Origin of the sequence: Flavobacterium luminosum (assembly GCF_023635005.1) — a bacterium.
Taxonomy (GTDB): Bacteria; Bacteroidota; Bacteroidia; order Flavobacteriales; family Flavobacteriaceae; genus Flavobacterium; species Flavobacterium luminosum.
The window spans coordinates 142,104-162,860 of record NZ_JAMLJM010000002.1; the positions used below are offsets into that span (position 1 = coordinate 142,104).

The following is a 20,757-nucleotide window of genomic DNA, read 5'->3' on the forward strand; positions in this document are numbered from 1 at the left end:
TAAATCCTAAAAATCATTTACCTTTGCACTCTTAAGTTATAAAAATTTATATGAAAATATCGGTTATAGTTAGTACATACAATGCTGAAGAATGGTTAGAAAAAGTGTTAATCGGTTATAGTGTGCAAACCTATAAAGATTTTGAAGTCATCATTGCAGACGATGGTTCACGACCTTCTACTAAAGCATTAATCGATAAATATGCAATAGATTATCCTGTGCCTTTACGTCACATATGGCATGAAGATCAAGGCTATCGCCGTCAGGAAATTTTAAATGTGGCTATCGTTGAAGCTTCTCACGAATATATTATCATGACCGATGGGGATTGTATCCCACGAAAAGATTTTGTTGAGATACACGCTCAACAGGCCGAAAAAGGAAGATTTCTATCTGGAGGATACTGCAAGTTACCTATGCGTACTAGTAAACAAATCACCAAAGACGATATTATTTCCGGTAGATGTTTCGATGTAGAATGGTTAAAAAGTATCGATAAATTAAGATTTTCTAATGTGTTGAAGTTAGGGGCTAGCCCTTTTCTTGCTAAAATTTTAGATACCGTTTCTCCTACCACTCCTTCATTCAACAATTGTAATTCATCAGGATTTAAGCAAGATATGATTGCCATTAATGGTTATGATGAACGTATGAAATACGGAGGACCGGATAGAGAATTTGGTGAACGTCTAGAGAATTTCGGCGTTAAGGGGAAACAAATACGTCACAAAGCAATTGTACTACATTTAGATCATGCTAGAGGCTATAAAACTCCTGAATCGTTGGCTGCAAATTTAGCGATACGTAAAGAAGTTAAAGATAAAAAAATCAAATGGACTCCGTTTGGAATTAAAAAACAAGAACAGCCATCATAATGAGAATATTAGTTACAGGAGCCGCTGGATTTATTGGTTCACATTTGTGTGAAAAATTGCAGAGTCTAGGTCACGAAGTAGTAGGAATTGATAATCTCAATGATTACTACGATGTGCAATTAAAAGAAATGAATGCCGAAGATTTGGCAGAAAAAGGCATTGCTATATACCGTATTGATCTTAATGATGATTTGAAAGAAGTTTTTGCAAAACCATTTGATTATATATACCATTTAGCAGCTCAACCTGGAATTTCAGCTTCAACTTCTCTAAAAGAATATGTAGATAATAATGTATACGCTACCCAAAATCTTTTGGAAGCGGTATTACAGTATAATCCTAATTTAAAATCGTTTGTAAATATTGCTACTTCTTCGGTATATGGGGTAGAAGCTACTGTTGATGAAGAAGTACCTGCAAAACCAGTTTCTTTTTATGGAACTACGAAACTAGCGGCAGAACAATTAGTTTTAGGATTACAGCGTACAGGAAAGTTAAAAGCTTGTTCAATACGATTGTATTCTGTATATGGCCCAAGAGAGCGTCCGGAAAAATTATATACCAAATTAATAGAGAATCTATACTACGATAAACCATTTCCACTTTTTGAAGGCAGTGTTAAACACGAAAGAAGTTTTACTTATGTGGGTGATATTGTTGATGGATTAGCCGCAATCATAGGAAAAGAAGACGTGGTGAACGGTGAAATTATTAATTTAGGTACAGATGAAATTAATACAACCGCTGAAGGAATAAAGAGAGTTGAAGAGATTATGAATAAAAAGTTAATCATAGATCATCAACCACCACGCAAAGGAGATCAACAAAAAACAGCAGCAGTAATCGATAAAGCTAGAAGATTATTAGGCTATGAGCCTAAAGTTAGCCTTAAAGAAGGATTACAAGAACAAGTTAAATGGTATTTGCAGAAATTTACGAAGTAATTCTTTTTACAAAATCAATTAATGACGCTCGATATAAATCGGGCGTTAATTTTTTATACAATTCTAATGCTTGTTTTTTAAAATGCTTCGAATGTTTCTCTTTGTAGATTTCAGGATAATAATCGTTTAGGTGAACAGCAATATGATTTGTATCTCCTGTGAGCATATTCCATGAAGATTTATTTATCCAAGGAGAAAAAATAGTAAAAGTAGGGATGTTTAAAGCTTTTGCCATGTTTACCGCTCCTCCTTCATTACCAATCATAGCATCACATTGAGATAAAATCGCTAAGAAAGAGCGAAGACCTTTAATTTGAAAATCAAAAAGAATGTTCTTTTGGGTTTCAGGTAAACAAGACTCATAAATCACTTTAGCTTCCGACTCCTGATTTGGCATATAGTTGAACAACAATTGTGCATTGCTATGAGTAGCAATATCATCAAGTGTTTTGGCCATTTGTTGTACAGGTAAACTTTTATTGAATCCGCTACCTAAAACACTTATCATAAAGATTGGCCTAGTAATGTCTAAATTTCCTGAAATACTTTGTTTGGCGATTTTAATTTCCGCATCGTTTAAGTAAATTTTTGGAAATAGGATCGCAGGAACTTGTGGTAGGAGAGTAGCTGCTAACTGAAGACGATGAGCAATAGCCGAGCCTTCGATGTTTTGCTGAGGAAGAATTGTTTTTGTGTAAAACAACTTGGTATACCATTTTTTAAAACCAATTCGGATGTTCGCTCCAGAAAAATAGGCAGGAATAATACTTTCCCATTTTCCATAAGCATCTATAACGGCGTCGTAATTGTTTTTTTGTAAATTTTTACCAAATTGAATTAAATCCCACAATCCCTTATCTTTTGTTTTCTCAAAAAATATAATTTGGTCAATGAAAGGATTGTTCTCCACCACCGCAAAGGTGTTGGGTTGTATCATATAATGAACTTCCCAATCCGGATAAACGGTTTTAATGGCTTCACAAATAACGGTGCTAGCCAATACATCACCGATCATCTTTTGTTGAATAACTAAAACTTTCATTGACCTAATTTAGGATTATACCGCTACGTTATATTCTCTTAAAGCGTCGTTTAATGACGTTTTTAAATCGGTAGAAGCTTTACGTTTACCAATAATTAAAGCGCAAGGAACTTGATATTCGCCAGCTTCAAATTTTTTAGCATAGCTACCAGGAATCACCACCGAACGCGCAGGAACTACACCTTTATATTCAACAGGTTCAGGCCCCGTAACATCAATGATTTTTGTCGAAGCTGTCAAACATACATTAGCACCTAGTACCGCTTCTTTTTCTACTCTAACACCTTCAACTACAATACAACGAGATCCAATAAAAGCACCATCTTCAATAATAACCGGAGCCGCTTGTAACGGTTCTAATACTCCTCCAATACCAACACCACCGCTTAAATGTACGTCTTTACCAATTTGGGCACAACTTCCAACAGTGGCCCAAGTATCTACCATGGTACCTTCGTCAACATAAGCTCCAATATTTACATAACTAGGCATTAAAATAACCCCTTTAGAAATATAAGCTCCATGGCGAGCCACAGCATGAGGAACTACACGGATTCCTTTTTCGGCATAACCTCTTTTTAAAGGCATTTTATCGTGGAATTCGAAAATACCCACTTCAATGGTTTCCATTTTTTGGATTGGAAAGTATAAAACCACAGCTTTTTTAACCCATTCGTTAACTTGCCAGCCGTTTTCAATAGGCTCTGCCACACGCAAAGTACCAGCATCAATAAGGTTAATAACTTCTCGGATAGCTTTTTGCGTAGCTTCTTCTTGTAATAAAGCACGATTTTCCCAAGCTTGTTCTATTGTAGATTGTAAATTGGTCATGTTTTTTAAAAATTATCTAGCAAAGATAGTATTTTATGATTTTTGGAATTGTTTTTGTAGTACAAAAAAAAAGTAATTTTATAAATATAACAAAATACAAAAAAACAATGAAAAAAACATTCCTTTTTTTAGGTATTGTCACTTTAAGTTTAACAGCTTGTAAAACTAATTTTTCAGGTATTGAAGAATCAAATAGGACCGATTCGTTAGCCATTCAACTTAGTGAAGATAATGCAAAAAATAGTTTAGATTATGTCGGCACCTATAAGGGTAGTTTTCCTTGTGCAGATTGTGAAGCTATTTTAACTACAATTATTATCAATAAAAATTCTTACAGCAAGGAAATTATTTATAAAGGTAAATCAAGTAAAGTACTCAAAGAAACAGGTAAGTATTCATGGAATGCAGTAGGAAATACGATTACACTTTTGGGGTCAGAAGTTCCAAACCAATATTTTGTAGGCGAAAATGTCTTGTTTCAATTCGATACAGAAGGAAAACGTATTCAAGGGAATTTAGCTTCTAAATATCAATTATCAAAAATCCAAACTTCTGATGAAATAGTTCTAGACCAAAAAGAAGAGACAAAAAATGATGAGGTTGCTAAAGTTGATTTAAAGGACTCAAAATGGCGCTTGGTGAAATTAAATGGAAAAACTATCAAAAAAAATAAAGATAATAAGAGAGAATATGGAATCTCTTTCAGTGATACTGGAAGATTCTCTGTCTTTGTTGGTTGTAATAATATGATGGGCAGCTATAATCTGAAAGAAGAGGTTAGTCGAATTGAATTTTCAAAAGTAGCTTCCACTATGATGGCTTGCGAAAATATGGAATTAGAAAAAGAATTTGCTCAAGTTTTAGAAACGGTTGATAATTACAACTTTGATGGAAAAACATTAAAATTGAATAAAGCTCGAATGGCACCCTTGGCTGAATTTGAAATTATCAAATAATTGGGCGTATATTTGTTGCAAATAATCAAAAATGAGAATATTAGCCATAGATTACGGAATAAAAAGAACGGGAATAGCTGCTACTGATGAATTACAAATTATAGCCTCTGGTTTAACAACGATCCCTTCAGAGACAGTGATAGATTTTCTGAAAGATTATTTTGCAAAAGAAGAGGTGCTGAAAGTGCTTATTGGTGAACCCAAACAAATGAATGGATTGCCTTCTGAAAGCACGCCAATCATAGAAGCATTTGTAGCTAAATTCAAAGAAGTTTTTCCGGAAATGCCCGTTGTTAGAGTAGACGAACGTTTTACGTCAAAAATGGCATTTCAAACCATGATTGATAGTGGCTTAAAAAAGAAAAAAAGGCAAAACAAAGCTTTGATCGATGAGATTTCCGCAACAATTATGCTTCGAGATTATTTAAGTCGAAAAATGATTTAAGATTTTTTAACAATGTGTTAAAAATGGTTAAATCCTTGAATTTAAGATGAATTTTGCTTTTTTTGATGGTATCTTTGCAGTATAATTATTGCAAATGACAACAACAACTCCTACAACTGAAACCGATGTAGTATTAATAGGCGCAGGGATTATGAGTGCGACTCTTGGATTACTACTTAAAGAATTACAACCTAATTTAAAAATAGAAATTTTTGAGCGTTTGGATGTGGCTGCTGCAGAAAGTTCTGATGCATGGAATAATGCGGGTACAGGTCACGCTGCTTTTTGTGAATTAAATTATACACCAGAAAAGGAAGACGGTACAATTGATGTGAATAAAGCAGTCAAAATTTCTGAAGCTTTTGAAGTGTCAAGACAGTTTTGGTCTTATTTGGTAGAAAAAGGATTATTGCAAAATCCGGAAAGTTTCATTAAAACAGTACCTCATTTGAGTTTTGTGTGGGGCGATAAAAATGTAGATTATCTTAGAAAAAGATTCGAAGCCCTACAAAAATATGAGCTTTTCAAAGAAATGCAGTATACGGAAAGTCCTGACCTAATTAAGGAATGGGCTCCATTGATTATGGAGAATAGAAAAAGCAATGAAAAAATTGCCGCTACTTCGATGAAATATGGTACCGATGTTAATTTTGGAGCTTTAACGCGTAGTATTTTCAAATATTTAGAAACTTTAGACGGAGTGAAGATGCACTTCAATCATGAAGTTTATAAAATAAAGAAAAAAGAAGATGGACGATGGAGAATTAAAGTACAAGAGTTAGAATCGGGTAGTAAAAAACGCGTTTTAACACCGTTTCTATTCATTGGAGCAGGAGGTGGATCTTTGCTATTACTTGAAAAAGCAAATATTCCTGAAGGTCATGGTTATGGAGGTTTCCCTGTGAGTGGTCAATGGTTAAAATGTACAAATCCAGAAGTAATTAAAAAACATAGTGTAAAAGTTTACGGAAAAGCTTCTGTAGGAGCTCCACCTATGTCGGTTCCTCACATTGACACGCGCGTAATCAATGGTAAAAAAGAATTACTTTTTGGACCTTATGCTGGGTTTTCGACAAAATTCCTTAAGAATGGATCTTATTTCGATTTGATTAAATCTATTGAGTTAGATAACATTAAACCGATGCTAGGAGCAGGAATTAAAAATATTCCGTTAACAAAATACCTTATCGAACAAGTTTTTCAGTCTTCTAACGACCGAATGAAAGCATTAAAAGAATATGTTCCATCGGCTAAAAAAGAAGATTGGGTTCTAGAAACAGCAGGGCAAAGGGTTCAGGTAATTAAAAAAGACAAAGACGGAAATGGCGTTTTAGAATTTGGTACTGAAGTAGTTTCGGCTGCAGATGGATCTTTGGCTGTATTACTTGGAGCCTCTCCGGGTGCTTCAACAGCTACTTCTATTATGCTTGAATTGATTGGAAAATGTTTTCCAGAACAATATAAATCTCCTGAATGGCAGGGAAAACTAAAAGAAATGATTCCTTCTTTTGGACAAAAACTCAACGAAGATCCTGAATTTTCTAAGGCGATAAGAAAAAAAACGAATGAAGTACTAAAATTGAATGTTTAATTCTATTTTTACTTACTTTTGCAGTCTAATTTTTTAAAACGCGTCAAGGGTTCTAAATGATTTATCGGATGTTTATCATTTCAGAATTAGAACATGCGAACTTAAAACGATAAAGAAATTAAGCCCCACTGCGTGAATTGTATTTTTGTTAAAATGATGCATCTTCACAAAGAAACGCCAAAAATGTAAAAAGATGATTTATCCCATTGTAGGTTATGGTGATCCTGTTCTACGAAAAGTAGGAGAAGAAATCACTAAAGATTATCCTAATTTAAAAGAAGTAATCTCAAACATGTATGAGACCATGTACAATGCACATGGAGTAGGTTTGGCTGCACCTCAGGTTGGTCTACCGATTCGATTGTTCATTGTAGATGCTGATCCGTTTAGTGATAGTGAAGATTTGTCTAAAGAAGAAGCAGAACAATTAAAAGGATTTAAAAAAACATTCATCAATGCCAAAATCTTGAAAGAAGAAGGTGAAGAATGGGCTTTTAATGAAGGTTGTTTGAGTATTCCAGATGTTCGTGAAGACGTTTACAGACATGAAAGAATTACGATTGAATATTTTGATGAAAATTTCGATAAAAAAACCGAAGTTTACGACGGATTAATAGCTCGCGTAATTCAACATGAATACGATCACATCGAAGGAGTTTTATTCACAGATAAAATATCGATGCTGAAAAAAACGTTAATCAAGAAAAAACTGCAAAATATAATGGATGGGAAAGCACGTCCTGATTATCGTATGCGTTTTGCAGGGCCAAAAAAAGGAAGATAATTAGTTGAATAATATAGATTTACGAAAATGAAATTAGAAAGAATTTTAGCCATTTCAGGAAAACCGGGGTTATACGAGTTAAAATTGCAAACCAGAACAGGTTTCGTGGCCGAATCATTATTAGATGGCAAAAAAATAACTGTAGGAATGCGTAGCAATGTGAGTTTGTTATCAGAAATCTCTATCTACACTTATGCTGAAGAAAAACCATTGGTAGAAGTAATGGAAGCTATTGCCAAAAAAGAAAATGGAGGAGCAGCACCTCAGTTAAAAGATGATAAAGCGGCTTTAATGGCTTATTTCTCGGAAGTATTACCAGATTATGATCAGGAAAGAGTATATGCTTCTGACATCAAGAAAGTAATCAACTGGTATAATATCTTACAAGCAAAAGGATTAGTAGTTTTAGAGGAAGAGGTAAAAGAGACTCCAAAAAAAACAACTAAAAAGGCTGTAAAAGCAGAAACTTCTACCGAAGAAGCAACAGAAGCAAAGCCTAAAAAAACAAAAGCAACTAAAGCTTCAGAATAAGTAAGTTTTAACATAATTATAAGTCCTGCTGTTTACAATCAACGGCAGGATTTATTATTTTTACATAAACCGTTTTTATGAACACACGCCAACAACAACTCGATGCTTTCGGACGTTTATTAGATATCATGGACGATTTACGCGAAAAGTGTCCGTGGGATAAAAAGCAAACTCTAGAATCTCTTCGTCATTTAACCATTGAAGAAACCTACGAATTAGGTGAGGCAATTCTTGACAATGACCTAGAAGAAGTTAAAAAAGAATTAGGCGATTTATTATTGCATATTGTTTTTTATGCCAAGATTGGAAGTGAAACCCAAAGTTTTGATATTGCCGATGTGGCTAACCAAATTTGTGATAAACTAATTCATCGTCATCCTCATATTTATGGTGATGTGCAAGTGAAAGATGAAGAAGAAGTAAAACGAAATTGGGAAAAATTAAAACTCAAAGAAGGGAAGAAATCGGTTCTAGAAGGAGTACCTAAAAGTTTACCGGCCATGGTTAAAGCCAGTCGAATTCAGGACAAGGTAAAAGGAGTAGGGTTTGATTGGGAAGAACCACAGCAAGTCTGGGAAAAAGTACAAGAGGAACTACAGGAACTTCAAGCAGAAGTCGCCTCTGGAGATAAAGATGCTATTGAAGCTGAATTTGGAGATGTTCTTTTTTCTATGATCAATTATGCTCGTTTTTTAAAAGTCAATCCCGAAGATGCTTTAGAACGAACAAACAAAAAATTTATGAAACGTTTTACTTATCTAGAAAGCAAAGCTGGCGAATTAGGTAAAAATCTTTCAGAAATGACTTTAGCAGAGATGGATGTATTTTGGGAAGAGGCTAAAAAATTATAAGTATCAAATTTTAATGATTGCCAGAGTATTCCAGAATAGTTAGATTCTTGATGTGGGAATTTTACCGTTTTTAAAAAAAGAATGTATTTTTAAAGCATTCGTTTTTCATGGAAAAATTTGATTCATAAAAATTAACTTGAAATTGGAATAATTTTTGATAGATTTACGACGTGAAAAATATAATTTTAATAGCAGTATTATTACCATTTATTGGTTTAGCACAGGATGGAAAACCCATCAAGTCTGTGGCTATCCCTCGTGTTGATTTGCCAAAACCGGATGAAAAACCTGAAACATCAACGACTGCACCGCAATATTCTTTATCCAAACCGTTTGAGCCCAAAAAGTTCAAGTTTCCTTCTAAAGTATATGAAGAACCCAAAACTGCTTCACCAGGGATGACCAATCAGCCTAAAAGCGATTTAAATGTTGGGAAACAGTATGCTGAGAAGATGAATAAGTCCAATGTAATTACCAAGGAAGGTTCTGGAGATTCAAAAGAATTCAGGCGAGATATGTATTTTGGTGAATTTGTAACAGAATCAGCTACTATAAGTCTTTCTTACAGAGATTTTGGTGAAGTAGACGCGGACCGAATCAGAATTTGGATCGATGGTAAATTACTTTCTGAATTTTTAGAATTAGACGGTCTTTCGAAGAAAATTTACTTTGGACTTATTGAAGGGGTTAATTTTATAGAGATTGAAGCTCTTAACGAAGGAGCGTTATTTCCTAATACGGGAGAATTTGGTTTTTATGATGAGAATAACAAAGTCATTACTCAAGATCTCTGGGGTTTATCTACTGGATTTAAAGCGAAATTCAATATCCGAAGAGTTCCAAAAGGAACCTTGTCTAAAAATAAATTAGAAATGAAGGAAAAAATGAAAGAGGTCGAAACGAAACAACAAGTAAAAAATACGGATACAGACCAAAAAGAAACAGAAAAGCCATCAAATTGATGGCTTTTATATTATTTAGATGTTTCGAAGTTGTTTTAGTTTTTCTTTCCAAGTAGCTAATTCTTCTTTATGGCGATCAATACTTTTTTTCACCTCAATCACCATCGGATTGTCTTTTTTAGCATTGGCAAAGAATTGAATGTTGTTTTCTAATTGGAAAATCTCGTTTTGAACTTCTTCAATTTTACGTTGAATGAAAACTTTTTCACTGTCAATTTTTCGGCTATCATTGCCAAGTTGTTCTAATCGACTGTTGAAACGCATCATCTCGGCTTCTTTTTTACTAGAACTTAGTTTTTCAAACAATACATCGAGTATTTTGTTAAACTTCCCTTCGATATGACGTCTAGCAAATGGCACTTTTCCAAAACTTTTCCAGGTTTCAATATGCGCTTTTATGGCATCCAAATCGGTTTTATGATTGCCTGTCAATTCAAAGTCTTTAATTTGATCTAAAAATTCTTTTTTCTTTTCAAAAGCAATCAATTCTTCTTCCTCGTTAGCATTTCTATGCTGATGTAAGCGATCAAAATAATGATTGCAAGCTTCTTTGAATTCGGCCCAAACACTATCAGAGAATTTTTTAGGCACATGACCTATTTTTTTCCATTCCTCTTGTATTTGTTTCATTATTGGTGTGGTTGCCGCAAAATCTTCACTTTCTTGAAGCTCTTTGGCGCGCGCTACCAATGCCGTTTTTTTATCTAAATTAACCTGTTGTTCTTTTTTAATGTCTTTGTAAAACGAATTTTTATGGGCATTAAAATTTCTTACCGCAGTTTTAAAATCAGCCCAAGTTTGTTCGTTCACTTCGGTAGGAACTTTTCCGGTTGCAAAAAACTCCTGACGTAAAGCTTCTACTTTATTAATTAGGGCTTGCCAACCGGTATGGACTTCAACTTTTTCTGAAGCAATCGCTTCGATAGCAGCAATAATTTCTCTTTTCTTTTCAAGATTTTTTTGTTCAATTTCACGGATTTGACCAAATAAAACTTCACGTTTGTCGTGCATTTGTTTGGTAATTTCGCTAAATTGATTCCAAATTTCCTCTCTGTGTTCTCTTGAAACTGGTCCTATTTCTTCTTTCCAGATTTTGTGTAGCGATTGTAATTCTCTAAAAGCTTTAAATACATCCGAATCGTTCAATAAATCTTTGGCTCGGGCAATAATTTTTTGCTTTTGTTCTAAGTTGTGTTTGAAATCTAAATCTCTAGCTTCACGATCTAAATGAAGAATATCATAGAAATTCTCCACATGAAAATGGTAATTATTCCAAACATGATTGTATTTGTCTTTAGGAATAGCACCTGCATTTTTCCAACGATCACGAATGTCGTTAAATTGTTTTAACGCATCTTGAATGTTATCTGTGGTTTGAATTAAGGTTTTGAGTTCTTCAATTAAATCGAGTCTTTTTTGAAGATTCGTTTTTAATACCATTTCTAAATTCTTGAAATGGTTGTTCTTTTTATTCTTATAATTGTTGTATAATGAATCGAATTTATGCTTCAGAGGAAAATGGTATTCAAATTCTTGATTTGGATTTTCTTGTAAAAAAGCTTCTCTCTTTTCTTCGATAAAGTGATTGTATTTAGATAAAAAAGCTTGTTTGATTTCCTCTACATGATTTCTGACTGCCATTACTTTTTCGTTGGCTGTTAGCTGCTCCAATTCGGATATGAGTTGATCCATATCAAGAGCGCTATAGTCTTTCATAGGGATATTTTGGCTTTCGTCAATAGTAGCATCTTCGCTAAATTCAGCGTTTAGCGTTTCAATAGCTTCTACGGCTTCATTGACAGCCTTTGGTTCTTGTTGCGTAACGTCTCCGTCTGCCAATGTGTTCTCTGTTGGCAGGTTATCGTGTTGTTCTTCTTGCATAGTGCAGGATATTTACAGTTAATGATTGCCGAAGTTAGTAAAAACAAGCTAAAATCAAAAGTAAAAAACGTTATAAAACTGATTTTTGCCGATTAACTTTTTTTTGGAGACTTATGACCATTTATATGCTGTCGGAATCGTTGTACATTTCAATTAATTTTTTAAATTTACAATCAGTAAAACCCACTATCATGAAAAAATTATTCGTTGTTTCTGTCTTTTTGTTTTCGCTGACGTCTTTTGCCCAATCGAATTTAGAGCATTTAGACAAAGAGATAAGAGCTGATAAAGAGTACAAAAAAGAAGTGACGGTGTTAAAATTGTCGTCTGCACAAGAAGAACAATATTTACAAATCACTAAAAAGTATCTTTTGTCTGTAGAAGATGTGAGAGAACTGAATATCCCTTCTGAAGAAGTTCGAAAAAAAGAAGATGTTTTAGAACTTCAAAAAGCGGAAGAGTTGCAAAAGATTCTAAATGAAAGCCAATTTGCTAAATATAAGGAAATAGCTGCCGAAAAAATAACAGCGTATCGCTCTAAGAAAAGATACTAGTTAGTCCATATTTCCCAAGCTTTTTCCGCTTGTAAAACTAACATTTCATAGCCGTTCTTTGTAACGGCTTTTTTTTGTTTGGCTCTTTTCAGGAACTCGGTTTCTTCTGGATTGTAAATAAGATCATAGGCAATATGCTCCTTGCTAAAATATTGATAGGGTATTGGCGGACAATCTTCAATATTTGGAAAAGTTCCCAATGGTGTACAATTAATGATCAGGTGATGGCTCTCTAAAATAGTTTGATTAAGATCTTCATAAGAGAGAGTGTTTTCGGAAGATTTTCTAGAGACATATTGGTAGCTAATTCCTAATGTTTCTAAACCATAGGCTATCGCTTTAGCAGCGCCACCAGTACCTAAAATAAGGGCTTTTTTATGATGAGATTCCAATAATGGTTTCAAAGAGTCAACAAATCCAATATAATCGGTATTGTGGCCTTCTAATTTTCCGTTGGGTAAAACTTTTATGGTGTTCACCGCTCCAATTGCACTAGCATTAACAGACAATTGATCTAAAAAAGGAATAACGTCTTGTTTGTATGGTATAGTGACGTTCATTCCAATTAGATCCGGATTGTTTTTTAGAACGGTACTGAATTCATTTATCGAATCAATATCAAAATTTTCATAAGCAAATTCATTAGTTAATCCCTCTGCTAAAAATTTTTCTCTGAAATAATTTCTTGAAAAAGAATAGCTGATGTTCCTGCCTAGTAAACCAAGCTTTTTCATAGAGGTTTATTTTTCGCTATGATGTCTTGAACCATTTTTCTTTCCCAAACGATAGGGAAGAGTTCTTCTAATATGGTTTGGTTATTGTAATTTAAATGCAAAGCATTGGTTAGGTGGTAAGATCCTTTTTCATGTTCTTGAAGCATAAAATATAATCCTGACAATCGGTATTCAATTTCATATTCGTCAGGGAAATACTCGCTAGCTTGTAATAAGGTTTGAATGGCCGTATCGAATTCTCCTAAAAATTGAAGAATATCTACCCAATACAACCAAGTATCTAACTCATAATCGCCATATTCTATTGCCTTTCTATAGCCTACCTCGGCTTCTTCGTAGAAGTTTAAAGCTCTGTTTATTGTGGCATAACGTTTCCAATACAAACTATTTTCACTATCAATAGCTAAGGCTTTATTGATAAAAAATAAGGCTTTCTGAAAATTTTTCTTTTTGAAATACAAATCCGTAATGGCCACCCAACCTTTGTCTAAAAGAGGGTCTTCGTGAACGGTTTGGTTATAATATTTTAGTGCTTCGATTTCGTTACCTAATTTCTCGTAACATTTTCCTATACGCAACAGAGCGTAAGAAGTAGGATCCTCTAAGCGAATGGTTTCCTGATAGTTTTCAATGGCTTCCTCATAACGGTTTAAACGCTCTAATGCCTTTGCTTTTTCCATGAAAGCCCCCATAAACTGATCGTCTATCATGGTAGCATAATCGAAAGCTTTGTAGGCTTCTTCATAGTTTTTAATGCTATAATATAAGCGACCCAACTGATGCCATGCTATTTCACTGTATGGATTAGTGTCGATGTATTTTGTAAGGAAAGCAATCGCTTCTTCGTATTGTTCTAAGAATTCAAAACAATAGATCACATTATATAAACCCGATTGTTCTTCGGGTTCTTCTTGTAGACATTTGATAAAGTTTTCTTTAGCCAATTCCAATTCGTCCATGAAAAGGTATTCCATACCAATAAGATTGTACACATCGGCATAATCATCGGTATATTTCAAGGCAATTTTCAGCAATTCTACTGCCTTTTCGTGATTGTCGCGTTTCGAAAAAATATTAGCCTTCTGGATATAAATTTCTTCATTGGTAGGTTCAATGGCATACAACTCGTTAAGCAATTTTTCGGCTGTATCCAATTTGTCTTCGAAAACGAGCATTTCCACCTGAACCAATTTCAATCCAGTTGATTTCGGATGTTGTTCTAAGGCTAGTTTCAGTGCTTTTTTGGCCAAAGAAGGTTTACCTGTATCCATATAATGGAGTATGATATCCTCAAATTCTTCGGAATCAAAAAACAGAACCTTGTTGGTTTTAAGCATTGATTCAAAGCGGGATAAGGATAAATTGCGATCTTCTTCTTCGTGACTCAAATTCATACGCATTATATTTAGAAATGTCCTAATTAAAAATAGGAAATCTTAGATTGGTTATTGGTGTGGGTAAAGAATTGTTGTAAACAATTTAATTAACAATTAGGTGAATTATTCATTCTCGAGAGTCATCTCATTCATTACCTCATTCATAGCTTCAATAATGATGCCACAACCTTCTTCAATTTCTTCATTAGAAAGCGTCAGTGGAGGAGTGATACGGATAGCACATCCTTCAAACAGTAACCAAAATAAAATTAATCCTTTGTCCTGACACTTAAAAATTACTTTATTGGTAATTTCTGGACTTTCTGTCATGGCAGCAAGCATTAATCCTTCTCCACGAACTTCTTTAATTAAAGGATGAACCAATAATTTTCGAAATAATTGTTCTTTTTCTAAACATTGAGCCATTATATCGGTTTCAACCAATTCTTGTAAGGTTGCCAAACAGGCAGCAGCAATTACAGGATGACCTCCGAAAGTGGTAATATGACCTAGTTTAGGATCATGACTCAATAAATCCATGTGTTTTTCGTTAGCGGTAAAAGCACCTACAGGCATTCCACCGCCCATCCCTTTACCCATTACTACAACGTCTGGGACAACATCATAGTTCTGAAATCCGAATAATTTTCCAGTACGTCCAAATCCTGGTTGAATTTCATCCAAAATCATCATAGCACCCACTTCGTCGCAGCGTTGACGAACTTTTTTTAGGAATTCGTTTTGCGGTTGAATAAAACCAGCACCACCTTGTATCGTTTCTAGAATGATTCCAGCGGTTTTAGTGGTGATTTTTTGGAGATCCTCTTCATTGTTAAAAGTGATAAAATCGACATCCGGAATAAGTGGGCGGAAAATTTGTTTGCGCTCTTCAAAACCCATAACACTCATAGAACCCATGGTGTTTCCATGATAGGCGTTAAAACATGAGATAAGTTGACTGCGTCCCGTTACACGTCGGGCTAATTTTAAAGCACCTTCAGTAGCTTCTGTACCTGAGTTAACTAAATAGGTTTTATTGAGGTACAATGGCATGTGTTCTGCTAATAATTTGCATAATGCCACAGCTGGGTCTTGTGCGTATTCACCATAGACCATCACGTGTGCATACTTATCCAATTGATCTACGATAGCTTTTTTTACTCTAGGATGTTGATGACCTAGTGTACAAGCGGAAACTCCAGCAACAAAGTCTAGGTATTTTTTTCCGTTGGTAGCATAGATGTAAGAACCTTCGGCGTGTGAAACTTCCATTCCTAGCGGATGTGGAGAAGTTTGAGCTTGATATTGGTAGAAATCGTTTAACATAATCGTAAAATATCTAAAATTGAAAGTCTGATAGTCAAAAAAAATATTTTGACCGAGACTAATTTCTGAAAATTATTTTCTTTTTTTGGTACCCTTTTTGGGAGTTACTTTGGGTTTGTCATATTCTAAAGTTTCTTTACTGGGTAGCATTGGCGAATCCGGTTCTTTTGCTTTCTTTTCGGTTTCCGCCTGAACTTTCGCGTCAATTTCGAGTTCTTCTTTAGGGAAAATGTCAGCTACAGAAAGTAATTGTTCCTCGCCGCGCCACACAAAACCTCTTAATTTACTATCTCCTTCAAGAAACTCATTTTCGGGATAAATATCGCCATCTACATCGGTAAAAAAAGTAATGGCATCAATTGTGTTTCCTTCTAAAACCATATTGATTTTGCTACTTTTGTTCTTATTAACACCAATAAGTTCTTGTTTGTCATTTCTCATGTAATAAATGACTTCTGTGTTTTTAACAATGTCTACTTCATGGAGTTTATTGTCTTTGAATTTGCCGAATAAATTTTGTCCTTTTACCTGATTGTATCCGGTTCCAATTGTATCTTTTGAGATTATAAAAGCATTATTTAAGACCTTTAAAGAATCGATTTTCTCCGTTTTTTGATCGGAAATTAAATGCATTAAATCTCCGGTGAGTTGGTTTTTTCCGTTCCACAAAATTGGATTGCCAATCATTTGTGTTAAGCCTCTTTTTTGGTCATAATGAATCGAATCACATTTTCCGCTCATATCATTTTTAAAGAATCTCGCATTGTTGTATCCACGTAAAATACGCTCTTGCTGTTTTCCCGAAACAACTATTTTTTTTGCATGAAACCAAACAGAATCTTTCTCGAAAAGTCCAGAAACCAAAGCTTTTTTTGTGATAAGCATAGAATCTTTTTGTTTGTAAACTTCGGCATAATGACCTTTTACAATCATTTTATTGATGGTGTCGGTGATTTTTACATTGTTTATGGCACGTGCGAAATCTTTTTTCCGGTCGTAATATAAATCGTCACCTTCTATGAGTCGATCCCGATATTTAATTTTAGAACCTTTTAAAAGTTTGCCTTCGTCTTTTTTAGTGTCATAAAAACCTTTAGTTGTATGTATGGTATTGTTCGCAGAGGCTATGGTAGATGGCCCAAAAACATAGGCATGTCCTGAGTTTGTATAATAATCTAAGTGGTTGGTTCTAATCGTGTGTGTCGGATTTTTAACAGTTACAGCCGTGTTGAATTGGAATTTTTTTTGATTCAAATAGTACGTACCCGCTTTACTTGTCAAAGTATTTTCTTCATCTCTGATAGTTCCTCCAGATTTGTAATAGGCAACTTGACTGTTTCTGTCGAAGTTTATAGTATCGGTAGTAATCGTCATTTTTGGGTCAGTCATTACGACATTTCCTGATGCAAAAGCAAATTTTTTGTTACCGTCGTATTCTGCGTATTTGCTACTCATAGTTAAAGTGTCGCCTTGAATCATATTTACGTTTCCAAAAGCTTTAACGTAATTTTCCTTGGTGAAATGATAAGCTTTGTTACAAGACATACGTACACCTTGATGAATGATTCGCACATTGCCGGTTAACACAATAGCGCCAGGTACTTCCGATTCGGTAATGTCCATGAAATCAGAATTTTCAATAATGATTTGTTTTCCGTTTGTTGGAGGGATAGAAGTAACAGGAGCTACTTGGGACCAAGTTGTCTGTTGACTGAAAATCAGAAGGAAAACTAAAAGGCGTAAATATAGTGTGTTCAAAGTGCTTTATTTTTTTGTCAAAATTAACTAAAATAAGACAATTGAAGATTCTATTAAGAATTATTTATCATCTTATTCTATGACCATTTCTTTGAATTTATGGCGGTATGCTTCGAGTAAATCCAATTTAGAAAGGAATCCATACATTTTTTGGTTTTTTATAACCGGTAGTATTTCTTCATCAGTGTCATCGAATTTTGCCATAATTTGATCAATTTCATCATCATAATTCAAAAGCGTTTCGGGAAAACTCATGATGTCTTTAATTGTAGAATATTTGATCTGAAATGAATTGAAAATAATACTTCGAATTTTATCAAAATGAACCAAACCGATTAATTGGCCTTTGGTATCAAGGACAGGATATAATTTTTGCTTTCGTGTTTCCAAAAGAGAAACTACTTTTTCAACCGGAGTATCTTCGGTTAAACTCTCGAAGCGTGTCTCAATCAAATTAAATACATCAATGCTTAGTAAGATATTTCGATCTTTATCACTAGTAAAAACATCACCTTTGTCCGCCAAAGCTTTAACATCCATAGAATGTTTTTCAAAAGTTTTAGAAATAGCAAAGCTAATAGAGGAAACAATCATTAAAGGAATCATTAAATCATAGCCGCCGGTTATTTCGCCAATTAGGAATATTGCTGTTAAGGGCGCATGAAATAAGCCACTCAATATCCCAGCCATCCCAACAATAGTGAAATTGGTTACCGGTAGGTTGTGGTTAATATTAAGTAGTTGCATCGATTTGGCTACAAAAAAACCTAAATACGAACCAACGAAAAGAGAAGGAGCGAAGTTACCTCCGTTACCGCCACTACCTAAAGTAATTCCCGTAGCAATCGATTTTATCATGGCTATTGCACCAACAAAGAGCAGTAAAACCCATTCTTTGTTCTTTTGACTTTCTAGAAGGGTATTTTGCAGTAAATCTTCTGGGTGTGATGTGGATAAGGTTTTGATACTTTCATAACCTTCTCCGAAGAGAGTAGGAAAGAAAAAAATTAACAATGCTAAAATACTGGCACCAAATAAAGCTTTAACGTATCTTCTTTTTGAAAAGTTATTGAAAAAATGTTCAACTTTTCGAAACATTCGAGCATGATATACCGATAAAAATCCTGCCAATATTCCTAAGAGAATATAATAAGGAGTGTTTCTGAAATTAAAATCTTGTTCCTGACTGAAGCTAAGTAATACATCGCTACTGAGGATTATTTTAGAAACTAAGGTTCCTGTTGCGGCAGAAATCATGATAGGGATAAATGCCGAAATGGTAATATCTGTTAGAATAACTTCAATGGCAAATAATACGCCCGCAATAGGAGCATTGAACGCGGCCCCAATTCCTGCTGATACGCCACAGGCTAACAGTAAAATCCTGTCTTTTTGAGATAATTTGTATTTCTGCGCATAATTAGACCCAAAAGCGGCTCCGGTAATTACAATAGGACTTTCTAATCCTGCAGAACCACCTAAACCAACAGTTAAAGAGCTAGTTAAAATTTGAGCATACATTTGTTTTCTAGGAACAATTCCTCCTTTTTTTGCTACCGAGTATAGGATTTTTGAGCTCCCTTTTTCGATACTTCCTCCAAGAAATCTCTTGATGACAAAAACCGTTAACAAAATTCCAATGATGGGTAAAATACTGTTGGAATAAGGAAGTTTTAGATAATTGTTAATATAATTAGCCCAAAGAAAAACATTGTGAGCAAAAGTTTTTAATAGGATTACCGCTAAAGCACAAGAAATTGCTACAGCGACACAAGATAAATATATGAAATTGCGTTCCGAGAGAATTTCCTTGGCAAGGAGGAAAAATATCTCAAATTTGCGCAAGATTCTTCTTAAAAAAAGTTGGAATGATGCTGAAATTCTATTTGGCATTTTTCAATTTTGAGTAGAACTTCAAAGATAGTTTTATTTTTTTAAATTGGAAGTATAGTTCAACTCTCAAATGCGAAAGGAGCAATTTTACAACAAAAGAAAAAGGCTGTCTCACTTTGGAGACAGCCTTTTTTTATTTATTTGGTAATTGTTTGTTTTCTATTCGGACCAACCGAAATAATGGTAATTGGAACACCTACTTCTTTTTCAATGAAATTAATGTATTCTTTTAATTCCATTGGTAATTGATCATAAGAACTCATGCCGGTTAAATCGGCTTTCCAACCTTTAAATTCGGTATAAACCGGTGCTACATTTTCGGGTTCAATGTTGTAAGGCAAATGATGTATGGTTTCACCTTTGTATTGGTAAGCGGTACAAACTTTCAACGTTTCAAAACCAGAAAGTACATCGCCTTTCATCATCATTAATTGCGTAACACCATTTACCTGAACAGCATATTTAAGTGCTACTAAGTCCAACCAACCGCAACGACGCTGACGTCCTGTGACTGAACCAAATTCATTTCCAACTTTAGCCATGGTGGTACCTGCTTCTTCAAAATCTTCGGTAGGAAAAGGTCCGCTTCCCACACGTGTGGTATAGGCTTTAAAGATTCCATACACTTCTTTGATTTTGTTAGGAGCAATACCTAAACCAGTACAAGCTCCGGCAGCTGTTGTATTAGAAGATGTTACATAAGGATAAGTTCCAAAGTCAACGTCTAATAAAGAACCTTGAGCCCCTTCACAAAGGATCGATTTTCCTTCTTTTTGTGCTTGATGTAAATATTCTTCGGAATCGATGAATTTTAATTTTCTTAATTCGGAAATAGCATCAAAAAATTCTTTTTCTAACTCCGCTAAATTATATTGAATGGAAACATCATAGAATTTGATCATTTCCTCGTGTTTGTTGGCTAGATTACGGTATCTTTCTTTGAAATCTTCCAATTCTATATCTCCGACACGAATTCCGTTACGACCGGTTTTATCCATGTAAGTGGGGCCAATTCCTTTTAGCGTTGATCCGATTTTCGCTTTTCCTTTAGAAGCTTCAGAAGCAGCATCTAACAAGCGGTGTGTCGGTAAAATTAAATGTGCTTTTCTGGAAATTAACAACTTCGATTGAATATCGATGTTGAATTTTTCCAATCCTTCAATTTCTTTAATAAAAACAACAGGGTCAATTACGACTCCGTTGCCAATAATATTAATGGAGTTTTTATGAAAAATTCCAGAAGGAATAGTACGTAAAACATGTTTGATACCATCAAATTCTAAAGTGTGTCCTGCGTTAGGCCCTCCTTGAAAACGGGCAATAATGTCGTACTTAGAGGTTAATACATCGACAATTTTTCCTTTGCCTTCATCCCCCCATTGTAATCCAAGTAGTAAATCTACGGTCATTGTGTTGTGTTGTT

At 34.5% G+C, this 20,757-nt stretch carries 19 protein-coding genes; 10 read left to right on the top strand and 9 right to left on the bottom strand.

Going from position 1 to position 20,757, the window contains the following annotated elements; genetic code table 11:
* The first annotated feature begins 50 nt into the window (after positions 1 to 50).
* Positions 51 to 875 (top strand): glycosyltransferase family 2 protein, encoded by an 825-nt coding sequence (locus tag NAT50_RS03820; protein WP_250591670.1) that lies wholly within the window; start codon positions 51 to 53, stop codon positions 873 to 875.
* Positions 875 to 1,819 carry an NAD-dependent epimerase/dehydratase family protein gene (locus NAT50_RS03825; RefSeq protein WP_250591672.1) on the top strand — a complete coding sequence of 315 codons (945 nt, stop codon included), beginning with the start codon at positions 875 to 877 and terminating at the stop codon, positions 1,817 to 1,819. The genes NAT50_RS03820 and NAT50_RS03825 overlap by 1 nt, the downstream gene beginning before the upstream one ends.
* Here NAT50_RS03825 and NAT50_RS03830 read toward each other — a convergent pair.
* Entirely contained in the window at positions 1,809 to 2,861 is a 1,053-nt protein-coding gene (locus NAT50_RS03830; protein WP_250591674.1) for a glycosyltransferase family 9 protein, read from the bottom strand. The two genes, NAT50_RS03825 and NAT50_RS03830, sit on opposite strands and share 11 nt — an antisense overlap.
* A gap of 15 nt (positions 2,862 to 2,876) precedes the next feature.
* A complete protein-coding gene (locus NAT50_RS03835) occupies positions 2,877 to 3,692 on the bottom strand; it encodes a 2,3,4,5-tetrahydropyridine-2,6-dicarboxylate N-succinyltransferase (protein WP_250591676.1) in 816 nt (271 codons plus the stop codon).
* Between the two features lie 107 nt (positions 3,693 to 3,799).
* Between NAT50_RS03835 and NAT50_RS03840 the strand changes: the two genes are divergently transcribed.
* The 7 genes from NAT50_RS03840 to NAT50_RS03870 all read left to right on the top strand — a co-directional run bounded on the left by NAT50_RS03840 (position 3,800) and on the right by NAT50_RS03870 (position 9,812).
* Entirely contained in the window at positions 3,800 to 4,648 is an 849-nt protein-coding gene (locus NAT50_RS03840) for an META domain-containing protein (RefSeq protein ID WP_250591678.1), read from the top strand.
* Positions 4,649 to 4,679: 31 nt separating this feature from the next.
* A complete protein-coding gene (gene ruvX, locus NAT50_RS03845; protein ID WP_250591680.1) occupies positions 4,680 to 5,093 on the top strand; it encodes a Holliday junction resolvase RuvX in 414 nt (137 codons plus the stop codon).
* A gap of 94 nt (positions 5,094 to 5,187) precedes the next feature.
* Complete coding sequence (locus tag NAT50_RS03850; RefSeq protein ID WP_250591682.1) at positions 5,188 to 6,684, top strand: malate:quinone oxidoreductase; 1,497 nt, start codon at positions 5,188 to 5,190, stop codon at positions 6,682 to 6,684.
* 193 nt (positions 6,685 to 6,877) lie between these two features.
* Complete coding sequence (gene def, locus NAT50_RS03855; RefSeq protein ID WP_250591684.1) at positions 6,878 to 7,468, top strand: peptide deformylase; 591 nt, start codon at positions 6,878 to 6,880, stop codon at positions 7,466 to 7,468.
* Positions 7,469 to 7,495: 27 nt separating this feature from the next.
* Entirely contained in the window at positions 7,496 to 7,999 is a 504-nt protein-coding gene (locus tag NAT50_RS03860; RefSeq protein ID WP_250591687.1) for a DUF5606 family protein, read from the top strand.
* Between the two features lie 77 nt (positions 8,000 to 8,076).
* Positions 8,077 to 8,850 carry a nucleoside triphosphate pyrophosphohydrolase gene (gene mazG, locus NAT50_RS03865; RefSeq protein ID WP_250591689.1) on the top strand — a complete coding sequence of 258 codons (774 nt, stop codon included), beginning with the start codon at positions 8,077 to 8,079 and terminating at the stop codon, positions 8,848 to 8,850.
* A gap of 170 nt (positions 8,851 to 9,020) precedes the next feature.
* Positions 9,021 to 9,812: a hypothetical protein gene (locus tag NAT50_RS03870; RefSeq protein WP_250591691.1), complete on the top strand. Its 792-nt coding sequence runs from the start codon at positions 9,021 to 9,023 to the stop codon at positions 9,810 to 9,812.
* A gap of 15 nt (positions 9,813 to 9,827) precedes the next feature.
* Here NAT50_RS03870 and NAT50_RS03875 read toward each other — a convergent pair whose 3' ends face one another.
* Positions 9,828 to 11,693, bottom strand: a complete 1,866-nt coding sequence (locus NAT50_RS03875; protein WP_250591693.1) for a DUF349 domain-containing protein — start codon at positions 11,691 to 11,693, stop codon at positions 9,828 to 9,830.
* A 191-nt stretch (positions 11,694 to 11,884) separates the two neighbouring features.
* Between NAT50_RS03875 and NAT50_RS03880 the strand changes: the two genes are divergently transcribed.
* Complete coding sequence (locus NAT50_RS03880) at positions 11,885 to 12,247, top strand: hypothetical protein (RefSeq protein WP_250591695.1); 363 nt, start codon at positions 11,885 to 11,887, stop codon at positions 12,245 to 12,247.
* On the opposite strand, the gene NAT50_RS03885 is transcribed toward NAT50_RS03880, so the two are convergent.
* From NAT50_RS03885 to NAT50_RS03910, 6 genes are all read right to left on the bottom strand, one after another.
* Positions 12,244 to 12,981, bottom strand: a complete 738-nt coding sequence (locus tag NAT50_RS03885) for a shikimate dehydrogenase family protein (RefSeq protein WP_250591697.1) — start codon at positions 12,979 to 12,981, stop codon at positions 12,244 to 12,246. The genes NAT50_RS03880 and NAT50_RS03885 overlap by 4 nt on opposite strands.
* On the bottom strand, positions 12,978 to 14,375 hold the full coding sequence (locus tag NAT50_RS03890; RefSeq protein WP_250591699.1) for a tetratricopeptide repeat protein: 1,398 nt from the start codon (positions 14,373 to 14,375) through the stop codon (positions 12,978 to 12,980). Before NAT50_RS03890 ends, NAT50_RS03885 begins: the two co-directional genes overlap by 4 nt.
* Positions 14,376 to 14,480: 105 nt before the next feature.
* Positions 14,481 to 15,683 carry an aspartate aminotransferase family protein gene (locus NAT50_RS03895; RefSeq protein ID WP_250591702.1) on the bottom strand — a complete coding sequence of 401 codons (1,203 nt, stop codon included), beginning with the start codon at positions 15,681 to 15,683 and terminating at the stop codon, positions 14,481 to 14,483.
* Between the two features lie 72 nt (positions 15,684 to 15,755).
* Entirely contained in the window at positions 15,756 to 17,441 is a 1,686-nt protein-coding gene (locus tag NAT50_RS03900; protein ID WP_250591704.1) for an OstA-like protein, read from the bottom strand.
* 72 nt (positions 17,442 to 17,513) lie between these two features.
* Entirely contained in the window at positions 17,514 to 19,334 is a 1,821-nt protein-coding gene (locus NAT50_RS03905; RefSeq protein WP_250591706.1) for a chloride channel protein, read from the bottom strand.
* A gap of 137 nt (positions 19,335 to 19,471) precedes the next feature.
* A complete protein-coding gene (locus NAT50_RS03910) occupies positions 19,472 to 20,743 on the bottom strand; it encodes an adenylosuccinate synthase (RefSeq protein WP_250591707.1) in 1,272 nt (423 codons plus the stop codon).
* Positions 20,744 to 20,757: the final 14 nt, after the last annotated feature.

Coding starts and splice junctions, on each gene's coding strand:
- NAT50_RS03850 (WP_250591682.1), top strand. CDS start 5,188: ATGACAACAACAACTCCTACAACTGAAACCGATGTAGTATTAATAGGC.
- mazG (WP_250591689.1), top strand. CDS start 8,077: ATGAACACACGCCAACAACAACTCGATGCTTTCGGACGTTTATTAGAT.
- NAT50_RS03890 (WP_250591699.1), bottom strand. CDS start 14,375: ATGAATTTGAGTCACGAAGAAGAAGATCGCAATTTATCCTTATCCCGC.
- NAT50_RS03895 (WP_250591702.1), bottom strand. CDS start 15,683: ATGTTAAACGATTTCTACCAATATCAAGCTCAAACTTCTCCACATCCG.
- NAT50_RS03885 (WP_250591697.1), bottom strand. CDS start 12,981: ATGAAAAAGCTTGGTTTACTAGGCAGGAACATCAGCTATTCTTTTTCA.
- def (WP_250591684.1), top strand. CDS start 6,878: ATGATTTATCCCATTGTAGGTTATGGTGATCCTGTTCTACGAAAAGTA.
- NAT50_RS03825 (WP_250591672.1), top strand. CDS start 875: ATGAGAATATTAGTTACAGGAGCCGCTGGATTTATTGGTTCACATTTG.
- NAT50_RS03860 (WP_250591687.1), top strand. CDS start 7,496: ATGAAATTAGAAAGAATTTTAGCCATTTCAGGAAAACCGGGGTTATAC.
- NAT50_RS03820 (WP_250591670.1), top strand. CDS start 51: ATGAAAATATCGGTTATAGTTAGTACATACAATGCTGAAGAATGGTTA.
- NAT50_RS03880 (WP_250591695.1), top strand. CDS start 11,885: ATGAAAAAATTATTCGTTGTTTCTGTCTTTTTGTTTTCGCTGACGTCT.
- NAT50_RS03830 (WP_250591674.1), bottom strand. CDS start 2,861: ATGAAAGTTTTAGTTATTCAACAAAAGATGATCGGTGATGTATTGGCT.
- ruvX (WP_250591680.1), top strand. CDS start 4,680: ATGAGAATATTAGCCATAGATTACGGAATAAAAAGAACGGGAATAGCT.
- NAT50_RS03905 (WP_250591706.1), bottom strand. CDS start 19,334: ATGCCAAATAGAATTTCAGCATCATTCCAACTTTTTTTAAGAAGAATC.
- NAT50_RS03840 (WP_250591678.1), top strand. CDS start 3,800: ATGAAAAAAACATTCCTTTTTTTAGGTATTGTCACTTTAAGTTTAACA.
- NAT50_RS03910 (WP_250591707.1), bottom strand. CDS start 20,743: ATGACCGTAGATTTACTACTTGGATTACAATGGGGGGATGAAGGCAAA.
- NAT50_RS03835 (WP_250591676.1), bottom strand. CDS start 3,692: ATGACCAATTTACAATCTACAATAGAACAAGCTTGGGAAAATCGTGCT.
- NAT50_RS03875 (WP_250591693.1), bottom strand. CDS start 11,693: ATGCAAGAAGAACAACACGATAACCTGCCAACAGAGAACACATTGGCA.